This is a genomic window from Pleomorphovibrio marinus (assembly GCF_003347495.1).
GTDB lineage: Bacteria > Bacteroidota > Bacteroidia > Cytophagales > Cyclobacteriaceae > Pleomorphovibrio > Pleomorphovibrio marinus.
Map to the genome: position 1 here is coordinate 133954 of NZ_QCXY01000002.1, position 21116 is coordinate 155069.

13 protein-coding genes and 1 pseudogene are annotated in these 21116 nt (G+C 44.4%); 8 read left to right on the forward strand and 6 right to left on the reverse strand.

The features are described from left to right. Nucleotides 1–66: 66 nt before the first annotated feature. Nucleotides 67–243 (forward strand): annotated as a pseudogene (locus DB520_RS27200) (Uma2 family endonuclease); the annotation flags it as partial. Here DB520_RS27200 and DB520_RS06595 read toward each other — a convergent pair. Beyond that, the gene (locus DB520_RS06595; protein WP_114748913.1) at nucleotides 243–3050 is read right to left on the reverse strand and encodes a TonB family protein; all 2808 of its coding nucleotides are present in this window, start codon (nucleotides 3048–3050) and stop codon (nucleotides 243–245) included. The pseudogene DB520_RS27200 and the gene DB520_RS06595 sit on opposite strands and share 1 nt — an antisense overlap. A 3-nt stretch (nucleotides 3051–3053) precedes the next feature. Continuing rightward, on the reverse strand, nucleotides 3054–3419 hold the full coding sequence (locus DB520_RS06600; RefSeq protein WP_114748914.1) for a BlaI/MecI/CopY family transcriptional regulator: 366 nt from the start codon (nucleotides 3417–3419) through the stop codon (nucleotides 3054–3056). A gap of 328 nt (nucleotides 3420–3747) precedes the next feature. Between DB520_RS06600 and DB520_RS06605 the strand changes: the two genes are divergently transcribed. Next, nucleotides 3748–5844 (forward strand): penicillin acylase family protein, encoded by a 2097-nt coding sequence (locus DB520_RS06605; protein WP_114748915.1) that lies wholly within the window; start codon nucleotides 3748–3750, stop codon nucleotides 5842–5844. A gap of 3 nt (nucleotides 5845–5847) precedes the next feature. Here the strand turns inward: DB520_RS06605 and DB520_RS06610 are convergent, their stop codons facing one another. Further along, nucleotides 5848–6549, reverse strand: a complete 702-nt coding sequence (locus DB520_RS06610; protein ID WP_114748916.1) for an SIMPL domain-containing protein — start codon at nucleotides 6547–6549, stop codon at nucleotides 5848–5850. 361 nt (nucleotides 6550–6910) lie between these two features. On the opposite strand from DB520_RS06610, the gene DB520_RS06615 reads away from it, so the two are divergent. Both DB520_RS06615 and DB520_RS06620 read left to right on the forward strand, forming a co-directional pair. After that, nucleotides 6911–8173, forward strand: a complete 1263-nt coding sequence (locus DB520_RS06615; RefSeq protein WP_114748917.1) for an NAD(P)/FAD-dependent oxidoreductase — start codon at nucleotides 6911–6913, stop codon at nucleotides 8171–8173. A 73-nt stretch (nucleotides 8174–8246) separates the two neighbouring features. Beyond that, entirely contained in the window at nucleotides 8247–8444 is a 198-nt protein-coding gene (locus DB520_RS06620) for a hypothetical protein (RefSeq protein ID WP_114748918.1), read from the forward strand. 69 nt (nucleotides 8445–8513) lie between these two features. Here DB520_RS06620 and uxaC read toward each other — a convergent pair whose 3' ends face one another. Continuing rightward, nucleotides 8514–9941, reverse strand: coding sequence for a glucuronate isomerase (gene uxaC / locus DB520_RS06625; RefSeq protein WP_114748919.1), 1428 nt, complete (start codon nucleotides 9939–9941; stop codon nucleotides 8514–8516). A gap of 175 nt (nucleotides 9942–10116) precedes the next feature. Here uxaC and DB520_RS06630 point away from each other — a divergent pair, with 175 nt between their 5' ends. Next, complete coding sequence (locus tag DB520_RS06630; RefSeq protein WP_157971958.1) at nucleotides 10117–11037, forward strand: sugar phosphate isomerase/epimerase family protein; 921 nt, start codon at nucleotides 10117–10119, stop codon at nucleotides 11035–11037. A 45-nt stretch (nucleotides 11038–11082) separates the two neighbouring features. Here the strand turns inward: DB520_RS06630 and DB520_RS06635 are convergent, their stop codons facing one another. Beyond that, a complete protein-coding gene (locus DB520_RS06635; protein WP_114749400.1) occupies nucleotides 11083–12462 on the reverse strand; it encodes a 3-keto-disaccharide hydrolase in 1380 nt (459 codons plus the stop codon). 142 nt (nucleotides 12463–12604) lie between these two features. Further along, nucleotides 12605–13558, reverse strand: a complete 954-nt coding sequence (locus DB520_RS06640; protein ID WP_114748921.1) for a sugar phosphate isomerase/epimerase family protein — start codon at nucleotides 13556–13558, stop codon at nucleotides 12605–12607. A 167-nt stretch (nucleotides 13559–13725) separates the two neighbouring features. Here DB520_RS06640 and DB520_RS06645 point away from each other — a divergent pair, with 167 nt between their 5' ends. The 3 genes from DB520_RS06645 (at nucleotide 13726) to DB520_RS06660 (ending at nucleotide 20995) form a co-directional block, all read left to right on the forward strand. Then, entirely contained in the window at nucleotides 13726–16941 is a 3216-nt protein-coding gene (locus DB520_RS06645) for a UvrD-helicase domain-containing protein (RefSeq protein ID WP_114748922.1), read from the forward strand. 1 nt (nucleotide 16942) lies between these two features. After that, on the forward strand, nucleotides 16943–19822 hold the full coding sequence (locus DB520_RS06650) for a PD-(D/E)XK nuclease family protein (RefSeq protein ID WP_114748923.1): 2880 nt from the start codon (nucleotides 16943–16945) through the stop codon (nucleotides 19820–19822). Nucleotides 19823–20167: 345 nt separating this feature from the next. Then, entirely contained in the window at nucleotides 20168–20995 is an 828-nt protein-coding gene (locus tag DB520_RS06660; protein WP_232834871.1) for a helix-turn-helix domain-containing protein, read from the forward strand. Nucleotides 20996–21116: the final 121 nt, after the last annotated feature.

Sequence of the window (21116 nt, forward strand, 5' to 3'; positions counted from 1 at the left end):
TAAATTGGATACGCATATGTCATCCCTATTCTTTACTTTCTTGCTCAGTTTCAGTATTATTACCCTATGGAAAAGCAGGATTTGAAAAAGAAGTTCGAAGAGCCCTTTACCGAATATGGTCACTATTCGTATGCCGATTACCAGACTTGGCAGACCGACGAAATGGTAGAACTAATCAAGGGGAAGGTTTTTAAGCCTGCTGCTGCTCCAAGGGTAAATCATCAAAGGATATCCACTAAGCTTTATTTTTTGCTGTTGATGATGATCACCCCGTGCTTTCCATCCTCTCCAAATACGTTCGTGGCCCTAGTTCCTTTCAATACTGAAATATTTTCAATTTCCTCAGGGGAAATATTATCCATAGATGAAACCACTTTTCCATCCCATACTATAAGGGGTTTTTCATTGCTGGAGGCAAAATAATTCCCCTCTTCAGCTGAGGGATTGAAATTGAGCGGCTCCCCTTCCGTGCTGGTGTAAAGCAGCCTCCTGATATCGTTATTGCGCATGGCTTCATTCACCTTGGCCACTGTTCCCATTTTAGTCTTTGCCGGTGCTGAAAGATGGATGGTCAAACTGGTAGGATCCAATTCATGCTTTTCAAGTAAACTGGCAATGGCTTTGCTGAGCTTGTCATCCAGGTCCATCCTTTTCCCGTTGAAGCTGATCTTTTCTTCATTCAATATTTCAACTTTTAGGACCCCATTTTCTTTTGGACCGAGTTTCCTGAAGGTGTTGCCGTAGCCGTGTACGGAATAAGCTACCCCAAAACGCATTTCAAGTCCATCTTTAGGGTGTTGGGTACCATTTAGGTTATAGGAAATGGCAAAAGTGCCTTTGTAACTTTGCTGTTGTTCTTTAACCTCCCAGGAAGGGGCATTCTGGAGTACTTCTTCCAGATTCTTGTCAATTTCCTCATGAAGCCCATTTTTAATCCGGTAGGATTTGATATCCCCTTTCTCATTAAAGGCTAATTCTACCAATACAACCCCGGTTTTTTCCTCATCCCGCGCTTCAATGGGGAACTTAAGCTGGCTGAGAAGGTGTTTTTTAAAGTCTTCAGTAGGAACGACTTTCTTATCCTTGATGTCATTTTGAAAGGAGTGGGATTTTTCTTCCTCAGGTTCCAGGGAAAACCGGATTGGAACCCTCATCCTGGTGTTCACATTCACCCCTTGCTGAATTCCGGGTTGCCAGGGAGGGGAGTTCTCTACCAGCCTCAATGCCTCTTCATCCAGACCATCCCCAATTCCTCTGAGAATCTGTGCATCCCGGGTCGATCCATCCTTGTTGATAACAAAACCTACATAAACGGTTCCTTGTGTACGGTTTCTTCTGGCAGACTCAGTGTAGGACAAGTTTTCGTCAATATATTGCCTCCAGCCTTCCATGCTCCCATTGGGAATGGGCATTTGTTCTACCACTTCAAATACATCATCAGAGGCCAATTTTGCCATGCCATATCCCAGAGGGGTGGGGTAGGCCTCTCTGGGCGAGGAGAAGAAGGGTTCTGGTTGCGATTCTTTCTCTCCAAAGGAGATGGTAATGGGTTGGGTCACGATGGTGGCCACTACCTCTCCCGCTTTGGTTCCAGGTGTCCACAATGGCGCATTGCTGCTGCTAAGTGCACGAAGCACCTGTTCATCCACTCCACCCCCGAAACTGCGCTTGATGGAAGGAGAATGAATTTGTCCTTTTTCATTCACCACAAACTCAAGCTCCATGGTACCCGAAAGACCAATTTCATTTTCCTTTTTGGGGAGGTGTATTTCGGAGAGAAGATAGCTTTTCCATTGTTCAAAACCCTCTTTCGGGCTGGGGCGTTCGTCTACCGCATAAGAGGAGTGAGCCCTGCTGTAGGATTTCTGGATACTTGCGTTTTTACCAATTATCTTTATCAATTCCCGGACTTTCCAATAATCCTGTTCGGTTTGTATTCCGGCAAATTCATATTCCAAGTTCCCTACTTGGGCTCTCAGTGTTCCGTCTTGCCAGATACCGACTTTCTCGTAATGTTGGGGATCCTCAATTTGTCGAACTTTCATTCCCACATCCAGGGAATCCTGGATGCTCCGGGCTTGTTCGGGGCTAATTTTGGCTTGGTTGTTTTGTTGCCAAAAGCTGAGTCCGCGATCCGATTTCATAGCCACCAGGCCGAAAAGCATGGCCGTCAAGGGTATGACCATGCCCATTTTATACCAGTTTATTTTTGCGGGCTTTTTCATCATGATGATTCGTTTTAAGGTTGTAGATCGGATAAAATAGTTGCCGATGGGTAGATCCAGTCCCTTAAAAGCCAATTTCACGATTAGTTGGTGGTAAGAAGTCTTATTCTCCACCTTATCAAGTACCTTGGCGTCTGCCATATATTCATGCAGGTCCACCAATGCCATTCTCATTAGGTGAATGACGGGATTAAACCAGAACACTATGCACAAAACCTGATAATAGAGCACATCGTAACTGTGTCTTTGCCGGATGTGCTCCAGTTCGTGTTGGATGATCTGTCGCTCTTCCTCTGCAGTCAAGGTTTGGGTGTCATCCCAAAACAGCTTGTCGAAATAGGAAAACACTGGCGCCAGCCCGAATGTGGGAATAAAATAATAGCTGCCTTTCAGCTTGTAAACAGCCTGATACCAGCCTCTGTGCTTCAGCTCCCTGAGTTGAAATAACTGCCAAATCAATTTAGAACTCAGGAAAAGGATAACCAGAGCGTATCCCAAAAGAAGGTAATCCTTCCACTCCCAAATTAAAGGGAGCTTGGTGTCGGTCACCGTAACAGCAGGCAACCCATATATTCCTATCGGCTCCTCCAATTGCTCCAATTGCAGGGATTTCAGGAAGGCGGTGTTTTCTAGTGAAATACTGGGCTTATCAAAATTCACTGGCACCTCTATGAGAGGGAAGAACAACGCCAAGATTGGTGCTGCCAATAGAAAAAATCGGTTAAACCGAAATACCTTCTCATTTCTGAGAAACACCCAATACAGTCCAAAAAGGAAGGTAAGGCAAAAAGTGCTTTGCCAGGTATAATTGATAAACTCAGCCATCCCTTATTTTTTTACGTCATCCTTGACTTCCTCCATAATCTTCTCAAGCTGCTTGAGATCCAGGTTTTCCTCTTTAGCAAAGAAACTGGCCAGTTTGGAAAAGGACCCACCAAAATACCCTGCCAATAGCCGTTTCATGGAATAACTCCTGTATTCATCCTTGGTGACAATTGGGTAATATAAATGAGACTTGCCCACTGGATGGTGTTTGACAAATCCCTTTTTCTCCAAAATCCGGATAAAGGTGGAAACGGTGTTGTAAGCAGGCTTTGGGTCATCCATGCGTTCCAGGATGTCCTTAACATAGCCCTCTTTGAGGTCCCAAAGGATCTGCATAATCTGTTCTTCTGCTCTTGTAAGTGCTTTCATGGCTTTTTTTGTTTTTTTTCCAACTTAATCATTTAGTTTCATTTATGCAACTAAATTCGGGACGGAATCTAACCCTCGGCATTACAAAGTTAATAAGAATTATTTAGTTTACAACTAAGTTTTAAATAAATATTCATTATGAGGAGGTTAAGAAGATTAATTCAGAATTTAACCCATTAGACCAATATGGGTAAATGAAGGATTGCCTAACCAAATTGTAGTTTTTTGTTCACTATTAGGGCTTTGATCTCTATTTCAACCCTTGATTAATTCTGTTTACAAAAAATACTTCCTAACTTTTAGCCACCTTTAACCACTAAGATCACCTATGAGAACTATTTACCTAGCATTTTGCATGCTATTGATGGGCAAGTTTCTTTTTGCCCAAGACACCGCCGATGTGGAAATTTTATGGGATAAATGGGGAATTCCCCATATTTATGCACAAGATCACAACAGGCTATTTTATGCTTATGGTTGGGCGCAGGCCCAAAATCACGGAAAACTTATCCTTGAACTTTACGGCCAAGCTAGAGGTAGAGGAGCGGAATACTGGGGGGAAGAATATCTGGAGGCAGACAAGTGGGTGCTTACCAATGAGGTATATGAAAGATCTGCAAATTGGTTTTCTGGGTTTGATAGTGAATGGCAGGAGTACCTTAATGACTTTGCCGCGGGGATAAATGACTATGCAACGCAAAACCCTGATCAAATAGGGGATAAATTTAGGCAGGTGCTTCCAATAAGTGGGATAGATGTTTTGGCACATTGCCATCGGGTAACCCATTTTGCTTTTTTGGCTTCCCCGGCAAGGGTGAATGCTGCCTTGGCCCTGTCTGGTGATGACTTAGGTTCCAACGCTTGGGCTATTGGGCCATCAAAAAGTGCTTCTGGTAACACCTTTTTGTTGACAAACCCTCACCTGCCTTGGACAGGCTATTTTACCTACTTTGAAGCCCATTTGAACAGCCCACAAACCAATGCCTATGGTATTTCTAGGATTGGCTTTCCAGTGTTGACCATGGCTTTTAATCCGGATGCAGGGTACGCACAGACTGTCAACACACACGATGGCCAGGATTTGTATGCGCTTTCCCTACATGGGGCTGGATATCTCTGGGATGGGGAGGAACGGGCATTTGAGACCCATAGCACCTTTATAAAAATCAAAAGGGAGGATGGGGAAATGGACTCCATTTCCTTTCAGGTCGAAAAAAGTGTTCACGGTCCAGTCGTGGAAAAGAAAGGGAACAAGGCCTTTGCGCTCAGGGTGGTGGGTCTGAACCAATCTGGAATGTTGCAGCAATATTGGGACATGTGTAGGGCAAGGAACCACGGGGAATTCATCTCCGCCATCCAGGGCCTTCAAATCCCAATGTATACCTTTATGTTTGCGGACAGGGAAGGCAATATTTTCAATTTGTTTAACGCTAGGGTGCCTAAGAAACCCATGGGGGACTGGGCATTTTGGGAGGGAGTAGTCAGGGGTGATACCAGTGCCACCTTATGGTGGGATTACCATGCTTTTGAAGATCTTCCTCAGGTGTTGAATCCGCCTACAGGTTGGCTGCAAAATACCAACGAGCCACCTTGGACAGCCACCTGGCCACCCATTAACCGGGCTGAATATTTTCCTGATTACATGGCTCCGGAGATGAAAATGTCCTTTCGTACCATGAGGTCCATCCAGATGCTGATCCAGAATGATTCCATTACCATGGAAAGTCTGGAAGCCTTAAAACACGACAGCTATTTGTTGTTGGAGAAACATATCTTGGAAGATTTGATTGAAATAGCAAGGGGTACCGGCGAGGAGTTTCTGATAAAGGCAGCAGATGTGTTGGAAAAATGGGATAAGTTGGCAAAAGCAGAAAGTGAGGGGGCAATTTTGTTTGACCATTTTGTGAGGGAATGGGTAGGGGGAGCGACAAACTTAAGGCTATTGGACAACCTTTCTGAGCGCTTTGAACATCCCTGGGATGAGCATGATCCATGGAATACGCCAAGAGGAATTGAGGACAAGGAAAAGGCTCTGAAGTCTTTGAAAAAGGCAGCTCAAGAAGTGGAAAAAAGATACGGTGATTTGTCCATTCCCTGGGGAGAGGTTTTTAGGTTTCGATGGGATGGCCAGGATTTACCGGGAAATGGTGGCCCAGGTCCCATGGGGGCGTTTCGTACAATGACCCTAAGGGAAGATGAGGATGGGAAATTTATTCCGGCCCACGGAGACACCTACGTGGCTTTGGTGGAATTTGGTGATCCCATTCGTGTCAGAGGCTTGACCAGTTATGGAAACGCATCCCAACCAGGGAGCCCCTTTGCCGGGAAACAGTTGCCCCTGCTCCGGGATAGGGTTTTGAGGGATGTTTACTTGGATCGGGAGCGGCTAGCTCCGGAGATTGTGGAGGTGACTCGCTTCGACTAGGGGTTACTCCGCCAAAAACACCACTTTAACCTGGTCACTGATGGTCTGTTCCTCAGGCACCAAAGTGGGAGCCGTACGATCCTCGCTGTCCTTCATCATCATGGCTTCCATTCTATAGGGAACAGGCTGGAAGGACCTTTTGCTTCCATAGTCCACCTCGTTTACTTTTGTTTGTGCAAGCCCCATGGTTTCGGCGATCAACTTGGCTTTGCGTTGGGCATCCTCCAGGGCCATCTTCAGCAATTGATCTTGGTAATCCCTGGTTTTTTCCCTGCTTAACCTGAAGTTGAGCTGAAACCCCATATCCGCGCTTTGATGCAGGGCTTCTACGATCTTTATTAGTTCTTCTGCAGTGTCCTTTACCGTAATTTCCAGGGTTTGGGCAGCCACGTAGCCACTGTCCTTAGCACTTCCCCTAGTGTATATACGGTTTACGTTGACATAGTAATTTGCGGCTTTGAAGGTATAATTTTCACTTCCGGTTTTCTTTAGGGAAGCTTCCACCGCCTTTGTTTTGTCATTTAGGGCCTGTGTGGCCTCGCTTGTTTTAAGGGCTTTGGTGCTGAGGTTTACCCTTATCAGGGCTTCATCTGGCATTACCTGCAATTCGCTTTTGCCTTCCACTGTAATCGTGGTAGGGCTTTGGGCCAAAGTAACTTGATGCAGGGAAAACAGCATCGACAAAAGGAGAAAAGGAACCTTCATGTGCTTACATTTTTTTTATTTACCATATTGCCTGCCCCAAACTTGATTCGGGGAACTCGATTCAGCGAACTCGTTTCGGGAGAATCTCGCAACAAAAATCATCCCAGAGTGTGACGATCCCCTCATGCTTGATTTCTTAGCTTGAAAATTACACAAATAACTCGTGTCTTCACTTTACTGAGCTGTAGGTTTTGCACATCAGTATTCAAATCACCCTTTTCTACAACGCCATTAAGTTGCTGATACATTTAAGGCACTGATTCTTTCATTTACTCCACATCGGTTTAAAAGCCTCCTATGTGACATCTATCACTGTCCTTTTTGGGGTTTTGAAATACCTTCATGTCAAAAAAATTGGGTTATGAAGCATTTTCAAGTGATGATTATAGGAGGGGGTACCGGAGGAATCATGGTTGCCTCACAATTGAAAAGAAGGAATAAAGGCCTATCCATAGGCTTAATTGAGCCTTCGGAGTTTCACTATTACCAGCCGGCATGGACCTTGGTGGGGGCAGGAACCTATGATTTTAAGGATACCAGGAGAAAACAAGCCGACTATATCCCCCAAGGAGTGGAATGGATACAGGATAAGGCCGGTGCTATTGACCCGGAGAATAACACAGTTTCAACGGCAAGCAGTGGGGCATTTACCTATGAATATTTGGTGGTAGCACCGGGGTTAACCATAGACCTTAGCCTACTTCCTGGTTTGGAGGAAGCCATGCAGACCTCATCAGTGGGCAGCGTGTACACCGATCCGGACAAGGTATGGAGGATGCTAAGGGGGTTTAAAGAAGGCAATGCCATATTTACCCAAGCCAACACCCCCATAAAATGTGGGGGTGCACCCCAGAAAGTCATGTATTTGGCAGAGGATTATTTCCGAAAGCAGGGGGTTAGGGATCAGATAAACGTGGTTTTTGCCACCCCCGGTTCGGTAATCTTTGGGGTGAAGGAAATAGCAAAAACCCTGAGCAAAATTGTAATCGACCGGGATATTGCATTAAAGACTTTTTATGCACCCATTAAAGTAGATGCTCCAAAAAGGGAAATCACCTTCAGATTTATGAATAGCCATCTTCAAAACTGTGCTATGGTAATAGACAAGGGGTTAGGAGAAGAAATGGTTGGGGAAACAGATATTAAGATTAAATATGACATGCTCCATCTGGCACCACCCCAAAGAGCCCCTGATTTTATCCGAGACTCTTCCCTTTCCATCCAAGAAGGGGCAAATCAAGGTTGGATGGAGGTGGATATACATTCTTTGCAGCACAAGCAGTATCCCAATGTATTTGGTTTGGGGGACGTGGCGGCCTTGCCTACTGCCAAAACAGGTGCAGCTATTCGCAAACAAGCCCCGGTGGTGGTGGATAATATCCTTGAAATGATTCAATCTAAGTCAATAGGGACTAAAAAATACGAGGGTTATTCTTCCTGTCCTCTGGTCACACGATATGGCAGAATGGTACTTGCTGAATTCAAATATAACAACGTAAGAGACAGCGACCCCTTGCTCTCCAAGCTGATGGATACCACTAAAGAACAATACAGCATGTGGCTGCTGAAAAAGTACGGATTGCCATTCCTGTATTGGAACATGATGCTGAGAGGTAGAATGTAAAGAATTAAGTAACCAGAGGGACAATTGCCACAGATTTACGGAAGGGAACCTAGGAAATAACCACAGTTGCCCAATGAACGGAGGTGAAGAAGAAACTACAGCAGTCCTTCAGGATTTGGGTTGCGAAAATCATGAAGGGCAATACTTTCCAAACCCACATTGGTACTGCCTAAATCAAGGCTTTCGTTTTAACCACCCCAAGCCCCTCCCTATTTTTAAGGGAGGGGTTTGTTACCTTTTGGAGGTGGGAGGTAAGTTAAATGGACAATAAATAAGAGTATTTCAACCCTGGCTTAATCCTTTTCAAGACCGCCATGGAAATCAGTTTTTAAGCCATTTACTAGATATCATAAAACCCGAAATATTCTCGGGCATTGTTGTAACATATGTCCTCCACCATTTGTCCCAGCCACTCTTCATCCTCGGGTAGCTCCCCGTTCGCCACGTCTTGGCCGATAAGGTTACAGAGTATGCGCCGAAAATATTCGTGTCTTGGGAAGGAAAGGAAACTACGGGAGTCGGTAAGCATGCCCACAAAACAGCTTAAGATGCCCATATTGGAAAGGGCATTGATCTGCTTTTCCATGCCATCTTTCTGATCCAGGTACCACCATCCTGAACCAAACTGCACTTTGCCTTTAACCGATCCATCATTAAAATTCCCCACCATAGTGGCCATTATTTCATTATCGGCAGGATTGAGATTATAGAGTATGGTCTTGCACAACTGGTCCGAGCTGTCCAAGTTATTGAGGTACTTGGCCAAAGCTACACTCTGGGGATAATCTCCAATGGAGTCAAATCCCGTATCGGGGCCGAGGACGCGCAGCATCCTTTCGTTGGCATTCCTCAAAGCACCCAGGTGATATTGCTGTGTCCATCCCTTAGCATGGTACATCTTGCTTAAGGCAGTCAGGGTTTCGAATTTGAAATAATTGATTTCTTCTTGAGTTAGTCTTTTACCCCCTTTAAGCTTGCTAAACAATTGGTCCACTTCAAAGGTGCCTTTTTTGAAGAAATAGAGGTGTTCCAGACCATGGTCCGAGAGTCTTCCTCCATTTTCATGGAAATATTCCACCCTTTTTTCCAGGGCACTGAGAAGATCAGAATATTGATCTATGGTTATCCCACTGGCCTGTTCCAGTTTGTCCAGGTATTCCAGATAGCTGGAGGGATCTTCCACCGCGTAAGCCTTATCCGGTCTAAACGCTGGTAATAGTTTCAAATCCAGTCCTTTGGCTTCTTGATGAAAATTAAGGTCATCAATAGGGTCGTCAGTAGTGCAGACTACCTCTACATTCATCCGCTTTAGCAACCCTCTAGTGCTGTAGGAGGATTTTTGGAGTAAGGAAGTGGCTTCTTCATAGATATCACTACCTGTTTCGGCCGACAGTAACTGATCAATGTCAAAATACCTGGAGAGTTCTAGATGAGTCCAGTGGTACAAGGGGTTTCTCATGGTATAGGGGACCGCTGTCGCCCATTTTTCGAACTTTTCCTTATCCGAGGCATCCCCTGTAATATACCGTTCGTTTATTCCCAAGGTCCTCATGGCACGCCATTTATAATGGTCGCCCGCAAGCCATACCCGGGAAATATTTTCAAACTGTCTGTTGCTTGCAATATCCTTGGGAGACAAATGACAGTGATAATCTATGATGGGCATTTTTTTGGCATGATCATGATACAGTCTCCTTGCAAACTTGCTTTTCAGGAGAAAATCATCGGTCAAAAAAGTCTGTTTTGTAGGCTTAAGTGTATTTTCCATGCTGCTTTCGTTTAATTGACATAATATTAAAAATTAATTATGTCAATTGCCAATTTTTACGCAATCGATTGCACAGGTTTCCTGAAAAATACCCGGATCTTGCAAAATGTTGCATTTTTCAGGGGCTGTATCGAATGGATTAGTTAACTTGTACTTTTCAGCAAAAATAAACCCAATGAATACAACTAGAAGGAAATTTCTAAAAACAGCCACAATCTCAGCTGTGGTTCCTTTTGCATCCCTTACTGACTCTCCATGGCTTTCTACCTACGAAGTTCCAAGCAATAACTTGAAATTGAGCCTTAATGCCTATTCCTTTAATGGGCCTCTTACCAAGCAGGAAATGAGCCTAGCGGAGTTATTTGACTTTTGTGCCGAGCAGGGTTTTAGGGGGGTGGATTTAACTGCCTATTACCTTAAAGGCTACCCTGAAGTCCCGTCGGATAGTTACCTCTACGAGGTTAAGCGACAAGCATTGGCTAGAGGCCTTCACATCAGTGGCACTGGTGTGAGAAATGACTTCACCTACGATGATGCCAATAAAAGGGAAAAAGATAAAACCCTAGTCAAAAATTGGATAGTGGCCGCCGCAAAGTTGGGTGCCCCTATACTCAGGATTTTTTCCGGGGTGCAAAAAATAGTGGAGGAGCAATGGGAAGCTGTGGCCGCTTGGATGGTGGAGGACATAAAGGAATGCGTAGAGTTTGGAGCTGAACATGGGGTACTGGTAGCAATGCAAAACCACGATGATTTTATCACAACCGCGGAGCAGGTCAATTACCTTTCCCAAAAGGTCAATTCTCCATGGTATGGCTTGGTGCTTGATATAGGAAGCTATTCAGTCCATGATCCCTATAGCGAAATTGAAAAAAACATCCATCATGCGGTTAGTTGGCAGATCAAGGAGTTGGTGAACCATTATGGGGAGCCAAAGCCTGTGAACTTGGGAAGGCTGTTTCGTATTATTGCGAATAGCAACTACCATGGATACTTGCCCATTGAGACTTTGGGGCCTGGTGACCCAAAGAAGAAAGTTAGCCATTTTCTCACACAAGTGAGGCTGGCCATGAAGGAAAGTGGCTTAAGGGCAGGGTAAAAAAAACCGAGACCCTGGGGCCCCGGTCTGTTTTGGTTTGGCGGTTTATAATTCTTTGATTTTTATACTTCGAAAGTGGACTTCATCCCCGTGGTCTTGAAGCAAAATATGCCCCTCTTCAGCTTCGCCGAAGTTTTCCCAGATTTTGTATTTACTGTCAGCTACTAATTTACGGTACTCTTCCGATCCTCTTTCGTATTCAAGGACTTTCAACCCATTCAAGAAATGCTCGACCTTATTGTTTGGGTGTACCACAATTCGCCCTTTGTTCCATTCCCCTATTGGCTGTACGAACCTGCCTTCTTTTTCTGCCGGAATTAGGTCGTATAGGGAGGCTAAGGTGCGGTTGCCATCCTTGCCCTGCTTGGCGTCGGGGTGCTTTTCATCATCCAGAACTTGGTATTCCAAGCCTATGGCGGAACCCCTCGTACCTTCGTTGAGGGTGACAAAATATTTCACGCCACTATTGGCTCCTTCGGTGAGTTTAAAATCAAAGGCCAGATCAAAGGCACTGAACTTCTCTTCCGTAATGATATCTCCCGCATTGGTGGATTCCCCACCTCCAGAGGCTTCTATAGTCAATACCCCGTCTTTAATGCTCCATCCTTTCTCGGGGAATCCTTCTTTTCTTGCGCTTCTCCAGCCTTCACTGCTCTTTCCGTCAAAAAGCAAGCGCCAACCCCTTTCTTTTTCTTCTTCAGTAAGGTGGTTGGGAACTGTGCTTACTACAAAAATATCCGAATCAAATGGCTCTGGGTCAAAGTCTTCGGTTTTGATCCTAATGTTTCGGAAAAAAGTACGTCTTCCCGCGTCGGCCTCGTCTCTGATGCTGTGTACTTGCAGGCCGATAAACCCGCTTTTGTCCATTTCGTCCACGAGATGGGCTACTTCTTGACCATTTATCCAGGTCTTTATCGTATTGCCAAGAAATTCAATCCTGTATTGGTTATATTCCCCAAGTTTAAAGGCGCTTTTCGCATCTGGATTAAGGGTAAGGGGGTATAGCCAGCCTCTTCTTGCCTCATCATAGATTCCTCCCGACCAAGCTCTTTCCTTGGGGTCGGTTTCTACCTGGTAACCAAAGACCCTTCCTTGTCCATCTCTGGCTTCGGGGTCATGTTGCCCCCTTACCATGACTCCGGAGTTACTAGATTCATGTTCCACTTTGATTTCGAGTTCCAGAATAAAATCCTCGTACTTTTCATCGGTGACAAGGAAAGTGTTGGGCGTATTGGCCACTGCTGTTCCTACGATGGCTCCGTCTTCAATCGTGAATTCGGCTTCGCCGTCCAGCCTAGTCCATCCGTTTAGTGTGCGTCCATCAAACAAATTGGTCCAGCCTTCTTTGGATTCTACTTCCTGATCATTGCAGGAGGTCGCTACAATGGCTAACCCTGTGAATAAGGCAAGAATAGTTCGCTTCATAATTTTTTTGGTTTTGCTTTTTGTCAAGTATTGGGCTAAATAGTAATCAAAATGAGTTGGCAATATAAGAAAATTTTTAGGCAACCGATTGCACTAAGTCATCTATTTCACAAGCAACTCCATTTTTCCAACATATCTAGGGTTACCCATGGATGCTTTCTTCCAGAAGCTTTTTTGTGGCCTTGATGGCTTCTTCGGCGTCCATCTTCTTGCCATATCCACCTCCCCATTCTATGCCCACAAACCCTTCGAATTCGAATGCAGCAACAATCTGCATCATCCTTCCAAAATCAATGGTGGTGTCCTGGCCATCGGGGCCGAAACCCATGGATTTGGCACTTACCCCTTTGGCATAAGGCATAAGCTCTGCCACACCAATGTAGGGATCATAGAAAATCCCGGATTCCAGATTGATACGGAAGTTGCCAAAATCGGGCAAGGTTCCACAATGCTCATGGTCCACTTGCCTCATTACTTCAGCAAGCCACCTTCCGTTAGAGGATAAACCTCCGTGGTTTTCCACCATAATGGTGATGTTGTTTTGGGCACCGTATTCCACCAGTTTGGCAAGACCATCGGAGAAATAGCCCAAGGCATCTTTATAACCGGCATCTCCATATCCAGAGGCATTTACCCGTATGGCATGGCAACCCAAAAACTTGGCTGCATCCACCCACTTGTGGTGGTTGTTTGCGGCTTGGGTACGCTTGTTAGCTTCAGGGTGGGCCAAGGCCCCGTCATCTCCCCACATATCCACCATGATCATCACGTTGGTCACTCCGTGATCATCACTTCTCTGCTTAAGTTCTTTGAGGTACTGCTGGTCGGTTTCCTTTTCCTTGAAAAAGCTGGAAACATATTCCACAGCATGAATGTCGAAAACGTTTTTAGCGGTTTCGGGAAATTCCAGATTGGAGATTTTCTCGCTATTTAACCAGTCCCTCAATGACCACTCCGCCAGTGAGATCGTGTAGGGGTTGTCTTTACGCTTTTTTTTTGGAGATGAAGCAGAGGCATATGTACTTATCCCTGGCAATACAGCCAATCCCAAGCCCGCGGCTAAGGATTCCTTGAAGAATTTTCGTCTTTGGGTCATTTTTATTTGGTATTATGTTTCGCTCTTAATTGAAGTTCGGAATTAGATAGGCCTTTTTTAAGTAAACTTAATTAGGATTGGGAGGCTTTGCAAGGAAAAACAGAGGTAATGTGGGCGAGAGGAATCTGGATTTTTTTATTATCTTCAACTTTTAACGGTTTTTTCTTATGCAGCCGACCCTTACTCCCTTTATCATCTACAAATCTTCCGCAGGTTCTGGAAAAACCTATACGCTCACCATGGAGTACCTGAAGCTGGCGTTGAGACAACCAGGTGCATTCCGGCAAATATTAGCGGTGACCTTTACCAACAAGGCCACAACGGAAATGAAGGAGCGAATTTTGAAGGAGCTCACCCGGCTTACCCGGGAGGTAAATCCTCAAGAGAAGATGGATGCTGAAATCCTTTCTTTTTTACAGGTGGATGCGGTGCAGTTAAAGGCATTGGCCAAGTCCACGCTGACCTCCTTGCTCCACGATTATGGCTCCTTTTCGATAAGCACCATCGACAGTTTTTTTCAACGTGTGATCAGGGCTTTTGCAAGGGAGATTGACCTTCAGGCAAGATTCGATGTGGAGATGGATCAGGAAGGCGTTTTGAGCAGGTTGGTGGATCGCCTTTTGGTAAGGGTCATGGAAGACGAGCACCTGCATCGTTGGTTGGTAAGCTATGCCATAGACAGGATAAGGGAAGGAAAGACCTGGGACATTAAATCAGCCATCGGAAACTTAGGCAGGGAACTGTTTCAGGAATCCTTCAAGACCCATAAACTAGAAATTAGGGAGTTTCTGAAGGAGAGGGAAAACCTGGATGGTTTAAAGCAATACCTTCAGCGGCAAAAATCCAATATTGCCCAACAAGCAGGAGAAATTAAAACCAAATCAAATGCCATAAGGGAAAGGCACGGTTTGGACTGGACAGATTTTAAAGGCGGTACTAGAACCTTTTCAAAATATTTTGACCTGCTGGGGGACCCTAGGGAACCCCTTCCCAAACTCACCGCAGCACAACTTACCCCAAAGGATGAAGTGGTAGATTGGGTCACCAAATCATCCAAAAAAAAAGAACAAGTAGAGGAAGCCTTTAGGGAGGGGCTAGGCGAGCTTTGGGGCCAATTACTCTCCTTGTACCCCCCTTACAAAACCATAGAGGCAATACGTAAAAATTTCTATGTATATGGTGTTTTCAGGCAGTTGTTGGAGGCTTTAGAGGAACTCAAAGAAGATGAAAACATCATGTTGATTTCTGATGCCAATGATTTTCTGAAATCCATTACTGCAAACAATGATGCCCCCTTTATTTATGAAAAGGTGGGTAACCGGTTCAAGCATTTTTTAATAGATGAATTTCAGGACACTTCTGGGTTTCAATGGGCCAGTTTTAGGCCACTTCTGGTAAATGCGCTTGCCCAAGGAAATGTAAACCTCCTGGTAGGGGACGTAAAACAGTCGATCTACAGATGGAGGGGAGGAGAACTACGTCTCCTTTTAGAAACGGTGGAATCGGAATTAGGGCATTTCGGTATTGATGTCAAGCCATTGGACACGAACTTTAGGAGTTTACCCAAAGTCGTAAACTTCAACAACACCCTTTTCTCCTTGCTTCCAAAGCAATTGTCAGCTGTGCTCCAAGATTCACATGGAGTATCCAATACGGATATCTTGGAAAGTGCCTATAAGGAAGTCACCCAAAAGATATATGCCAAGAAGGAAGCTTTGGATTTTCATGGGAAGGTAAAACTTGAGTTTTTGGATGCAGGGGATGAGGAGCAATCGATGTCTGAACTTATTTTGGATCGTATACCTGAAATGGTTATCCAGCTTCAGGAAATGGGCTATAGACCCAGGGATATCGCATTTTTGGTGAGAAAAAACCAAGAGGGTCAACAAGTTGCCGACACCTTGCTTAGCTATGGTCTATCGAACCCAAATAGCCCCCATTCTTTCGACGTATTGTCAGAAGAAGCCTTGCTTATTCGAAAGGCGGAAAAGGTAAAATGCCTAGTAGCTGCAATGAAATACCTTAAAGATGGTAACCCCTCCCATCAACAGTCCCTATGGTTACATTATGCCCAGGTAATGGGAAAGGAAATTACACACCGGGTTTTTGATAAAGAGAATTATCCGGATTTTATATCCCAAAGAATTGCCGAATTCGAAAATAAAAAGCTGCATTGGTTAAAGCTTCCCCTGGTGGAAATGGTCAACGAATTGGCAGATTGGTTTAGTTTTCACGACCAAGGTAAGGAGAAAGCTTACCTTGCGGCCTTTAAAGAGGCCGTCATGGATTTTTCTTCCAAATTCAGGGCCGATTTGACAGGTTTTTTGAAGTGGTGGGAAGAAAAACAGGACAAGTTGACCGTAAGGATTCCGGAGGGACACGATGCCATACGCATACTCACTATCCATAAATCAAAGGGACTGCAGTTCAAGGTGGTCCTGATGCCCTTTTTGGATTGGAAGATAGTAGATCACTCGAAGGGCACGGTGGTTTGGACTCCTTTTACCTTGGAAGAAGAACAGCTCAGTAGTGTGGTACCGATAAACATGGGGCCTGATTTAATGGATTCCCTTTTTGAACCTGTATATCAGGAGGAGCTAATCATGGCTTATTTGGATACCATCAACATGGCCTACGTTGCATTCACACGTGCGGAAGAGGTTTTTTGGGGACTTTCACCATGGAAGGACACCAGTAAGCACTCGATGGGGAATTTGGGAATAAACATCTTAAAGGTATTGGAAACAGAGAGCCTTAATGGAGAAGAGATGAGTTTAAGTGAATTTCTGGATGAAGAGAAGAAGGTTTTTGAATACGGAGAATGGCCTGCAATAAAGAATAGAGAAATGGGAGTGCTTTTACCCCCTCGGCTAAGGTGGTCTCAGCAGTCTTGGCAAAAGAAGCTCAAGGTGAAAACATCCTCTTTGAGTTTTGATGATCAGGTTGAGGGTAGAGTGGAAAAATTGTGGTTTGGGCAGTTGGTGCACAGCATTTTGGAAAGGGCAAGGAATGAGCATGAAGTCAAGGTTAAGCTCGAAGAACTTTATTTTGAAGGCGTTTTTCAAGAACCAGAAAAAAATCGGATAGAAAGTCAAATAAGTAAGCTGTTTTCTTTGCCAGTTTTTGCCAATTGGTTTTCTACTGAAGCAAAGATCCTGACAGAACAGGGTATAATGCTGCCGGATGGCAGCCAAAAGAGACCAGACAGGGTGGTAATTTATAGAGATCATGCAGAGGTAGTGGATTTTAAAACAGGCCTGGAGCACCGCTCCCACCAAGGGCAGGTAAAAGATTACATGCAACTGGTCAAAACCTTACTAAAACTTCCCACTGAAGGATTTATATGTTACCTGGATACCATCACCATAAAAGAAGTAACTTGATATGGATCGTTTTTTAAGACAAACGGCCGCATCCCTTTTGGCAACTCATAAGGGTGGGCTCCAAGAGCTTACTGTGGTTTTACCCAATAGAAGGGCAGGTGTTTTTTTTGTAAAGGAACTATCAAGTTTGGTTAACGAACCTACTTGGATGCCCAGGGTGATCACTATTGAGGACTTGTTTTATGACCTGGGAAGCCAAGTTCCAGCCGATAAGCTGACTTTGATTTTTGAATTGCATCAAGTATATGTGCAGCTCATAAAGGATCCTGAACCATTGGATCGGTTTTATTTCTGGGGGGAACTGATGCTCAAGGACTTTAACGACATTGACCAGTTTAGGGTAGATGCAAGTAAACTTTACAGCAGACTTGCCGAAATAAAGGCTTTTGAAAAGGATTGGAGTTTTTTGACTCCCGAACAGGTGACTTTAATTCAGACTTTTTGGAGCTCTTTCTCCCAGAGAGAAACGGAGCATCAGGAGCGTTTTTTGAGGTTTTGGGATAAGCTTAGCTTGGTATATGAGCGTTTTAAGGCCAGGCTTGTTTCCATAGGGATGGCCTATTCCGGCATGATATATAGAAAGGTGGTCGATGATCTTGATGGCTTGAAATGGGATGGGGGTAAAATAGCTTTTGTGGGTTTTAATGCCTTTACAGTTTGCGAGGAAGCATTGGTCAAGTTTTTTATTAGGGAACATCATGCTTTGCTCTTTTGGGATATAGATAGCTACTATGTGGAGGATGTCCAGCAAGAGGCTGGTTTTTTTATTCGGGATTACATGAAGGATAAGGTGCTTGGTCCTACTTTTCAACACCCAATTCCTGAAAGGATTGGTACAAAAAGGACCAAAATAAAAACCTATACCACTCCCTTGAGGATAAATCAAGCAAATATTGTAGGCAAGATTTTGGAAGGGAACAAGGAAACGGAGGCTTTAGAGGACACTGTAGTGATTTTGCCCAATGAAAACCTGCTATTTCCGTTGTTGGGTCACTTGCCTGATCAGGTATCTGCGGTAAATGTCACTATGGGTTACCCAATTAAGAATACACCGGTGTATACTTTTCTGGAGGCCGTTTTGGAATTGCAAAGGTTCAGGAAAGCAGAAGACAAAAATGTGGTTTATTACCATAAGGCAGTTATTGATGTTTTGGGATCCGTATATATGCAGGCTAATCAAAAGCGGCATTGTGAGGAAGCCCTGTCTTATATTACCTCTACTAATGTAATTTACGTCAGCGAAACCTACCTTACAAAGTTTGGGGGGTTGTTTGCACTTGTTTTTGAAAACATCACAGGTGTGGCGGGCTTACTAGAGAGGATGGGAAAAATCATGAATGCACTATACGAACAGGCTTCAGAAAACATCCTGGAATCCACCTATCTTGGCCAGTGCTACAAGCAATTAAACAGGTTCCGGGAATTGTTGTTGCCACAACAAGGGAAGGAAGCTCTGCCTCTAGACTTTGTCATTCGGCTTTTTAAGCAAATATATAGGGAGCTTAAGTTGCCATTTGAGGGGGAGCCACTTTTGGGATTACAAATTATGGGTGTGCTGGAGTCCAGAAACTTGGATTTCAGGCGAGTAATTATTTGCGATATGAACGAGGGCAGCTTCCCCCCTTCCAACAGCCTAAACTCCCTGGTGCCCTATAACCTCAGGAAGGCTTTTGGCTTGCCAGTTCAAGAGCAAAATGACGCTATTTATGCCTATACCTTTTACAGGCTACTACATCAATCCGAAGAGGTCCACCTTATTTATACCACAGCCGGGGAGCAGGGCAGGGTAGGGGAGAAAAGTAGGTATATCATCCAAGTAAAGGAAGAAATGGGCATTTCGGAGGAGGAAAAGGCAGAGGAAGTGGTATTCATTCCCGTAGATCTCGGAGAAACCAAGGCTATCCGTATAGCCAAGGATGGGGCGATCTTACAAGTCCTTGACCAATATTTGGGAGATGGCTCAAAGCAAAGTGACAGAGCGCTATCTCCTTCGGCCATCAACACCTACCTGGATTGCCGACTTAGGTTTTACTATAAATACATTGCTAAGGTGGAGGAGGAAAAAACGGTAAGCGAGGATGTGGATCCCGCTGTTTTTGGAAATCTAGCCCATGCTGCTTTAGAATTTCTGTATGTAGGGTTTATGGAGAGAAAGAAAAGGAGGGTGGTTCATGCTGAGGATTTTTCAGGATTGAAGGATTATGTCTATCCTGCCATTGAAATGGCCATACGGCAGTATTATTTTATGGAGGAAGACAAGGAGTTAAAACTGGGTGGGCATTTGGCCATTGCCAGGGATGTCTTGCAGAAATATTTGCTTCAGATACTGGAAATAGACCGACAAACAGCTCCTTTTGAAATAGTTTCCCTTGAAAAATCGAAACGCTACAACGCAAACTTCGAGATTTTTCCATCTGGAAATGCCAAATCCGTATTGCTGGGTGGGATAATTGACCGGGTAGATTTGCACAGGGGCTCCATCAGGTTGATTGATTATAAATCCGGGGGAGACAAAAAGGTCTTTCCCGGGGTTAGGCAGTTGTTTGACAGGGATATAAAAAACAGAAACAAGGCAGCCATGCAAACCCTATTTTATGGGTTGCTTTATCAATACAGCCACCCGGAAAACGAGCTTCCCTTGAAACCTGCCATTTTCAACCTGAAGGAGCTATTTAACCCGAATTTCAGTCCTTATTTGGAAAAGAAGGAATCCAGGAAGGATGGAGTCCTGGTGGAAGATTATTCCGATTATAGCCTTGAGGTGGAAGAGGTACTTCGTGAGGTATTGGAAGAGCTTTTCGACACAAAGGTGCCCTTTGATCAGACTGACGATTTGGAGCGGTGCAAGTGGTGCGCGTATAAGGAGCTGTGCGGGAGGTAAGGATAAATGAGAGGAAGGGAGCCATATTGAGACAGAGTTTTGGGTTTGCAGTAAAGGTCTTGGGCCTTCATAAATATTTATTGGCTGAAAAAAAGGAGTTTGTATTGAGCAAGCAGCTTTTACGGTCAGGAACGGCTGTGGGGCTTTGGTTCGGGAAGCTAAGAATGCTGAAAGTAAGGCAGATTTTATTCATAAATTGGGTATTGCTCAGAAAGAAGGTATCGAATTGAAAAAAGGTAGAAAAAGGAGAATTAAGCGAGACCTCAGAAGTAGGTGAAATTTCGACTGAAATGGTTGGAAGAGCAGTTTGGGGAATTTTGATTATATTCGTATATACTACTGATTATGAGCTCTATGTTGAAGTACCACACCTATTTACCCTCAAAAAAACTGGAAGGACTAGTCCGTTTTTTCTGGGTTTTTGAGGGTGATCAACTTGATGAGACTTATACCTACCGTTCCATGGCTGATTATTGCTCCGAACTTATTTTTCACTATAAAGGTCGCTTTGATGAGCTTACGGAATGCGGAAATAGAAGCGAATCCTTCCTGTCAGGGATTCATGCGCAGACCGACCGGTATCGGCGGTTCGTAACCGAAGGATCATTCGGTATATTCGGCGTCTATCTGTATCCTTTTGCAGTCCGGCATTTGCTGAAAATTTCTCCTGTCGAACTCACCAATGTGATGCCTGACCTATTTTCAGTTCTCGGTAATGCAGGATCGGAGTTGGAAGAGCGTGTTTTTTTAGCCTCGGATACAAACTCCCGCATTCAAATTGTGACTGCTTTCCTTGAAAAGCAGCTTAAACTAGGTGAAGTGTATGACCATCCCGCCATCTCGGCCATCAGGCATGTGGTCGACTCCGGCAAGTACTATACTATTCGTGAACTTGCCAATCATTATAACCTATCGGAACGGCAATTTGAGCGTAAATTCAAAGAGTTTTCGGGCTTTCCTCCAAAAAAATACCTGAGGTTGGTTCGCTTCGGTGAAACCTGCAATCGGTATGAGCAAGCCATGCAGGTAACGCTGACCGAAATTGCCCTATCCTGTGGCTACTACGATCAATCCCACTTCATCAAAGATTTCAAAAGTTTTTCGGGGTACCATCCCTCGGAATTCTTTTCCGGAAATGCGGAAGGGATTGAATGGAGGGAAACAGTACAGTGATTTAACACCTTTTCATTTCATATCTAAGTACCATCCCTTATAGTAGCATTAAGCGGAATATCAGACCGTAAAAGTCACTATGAATACGTCGGATTTTTACAATTCACAAGATTTTGCACCT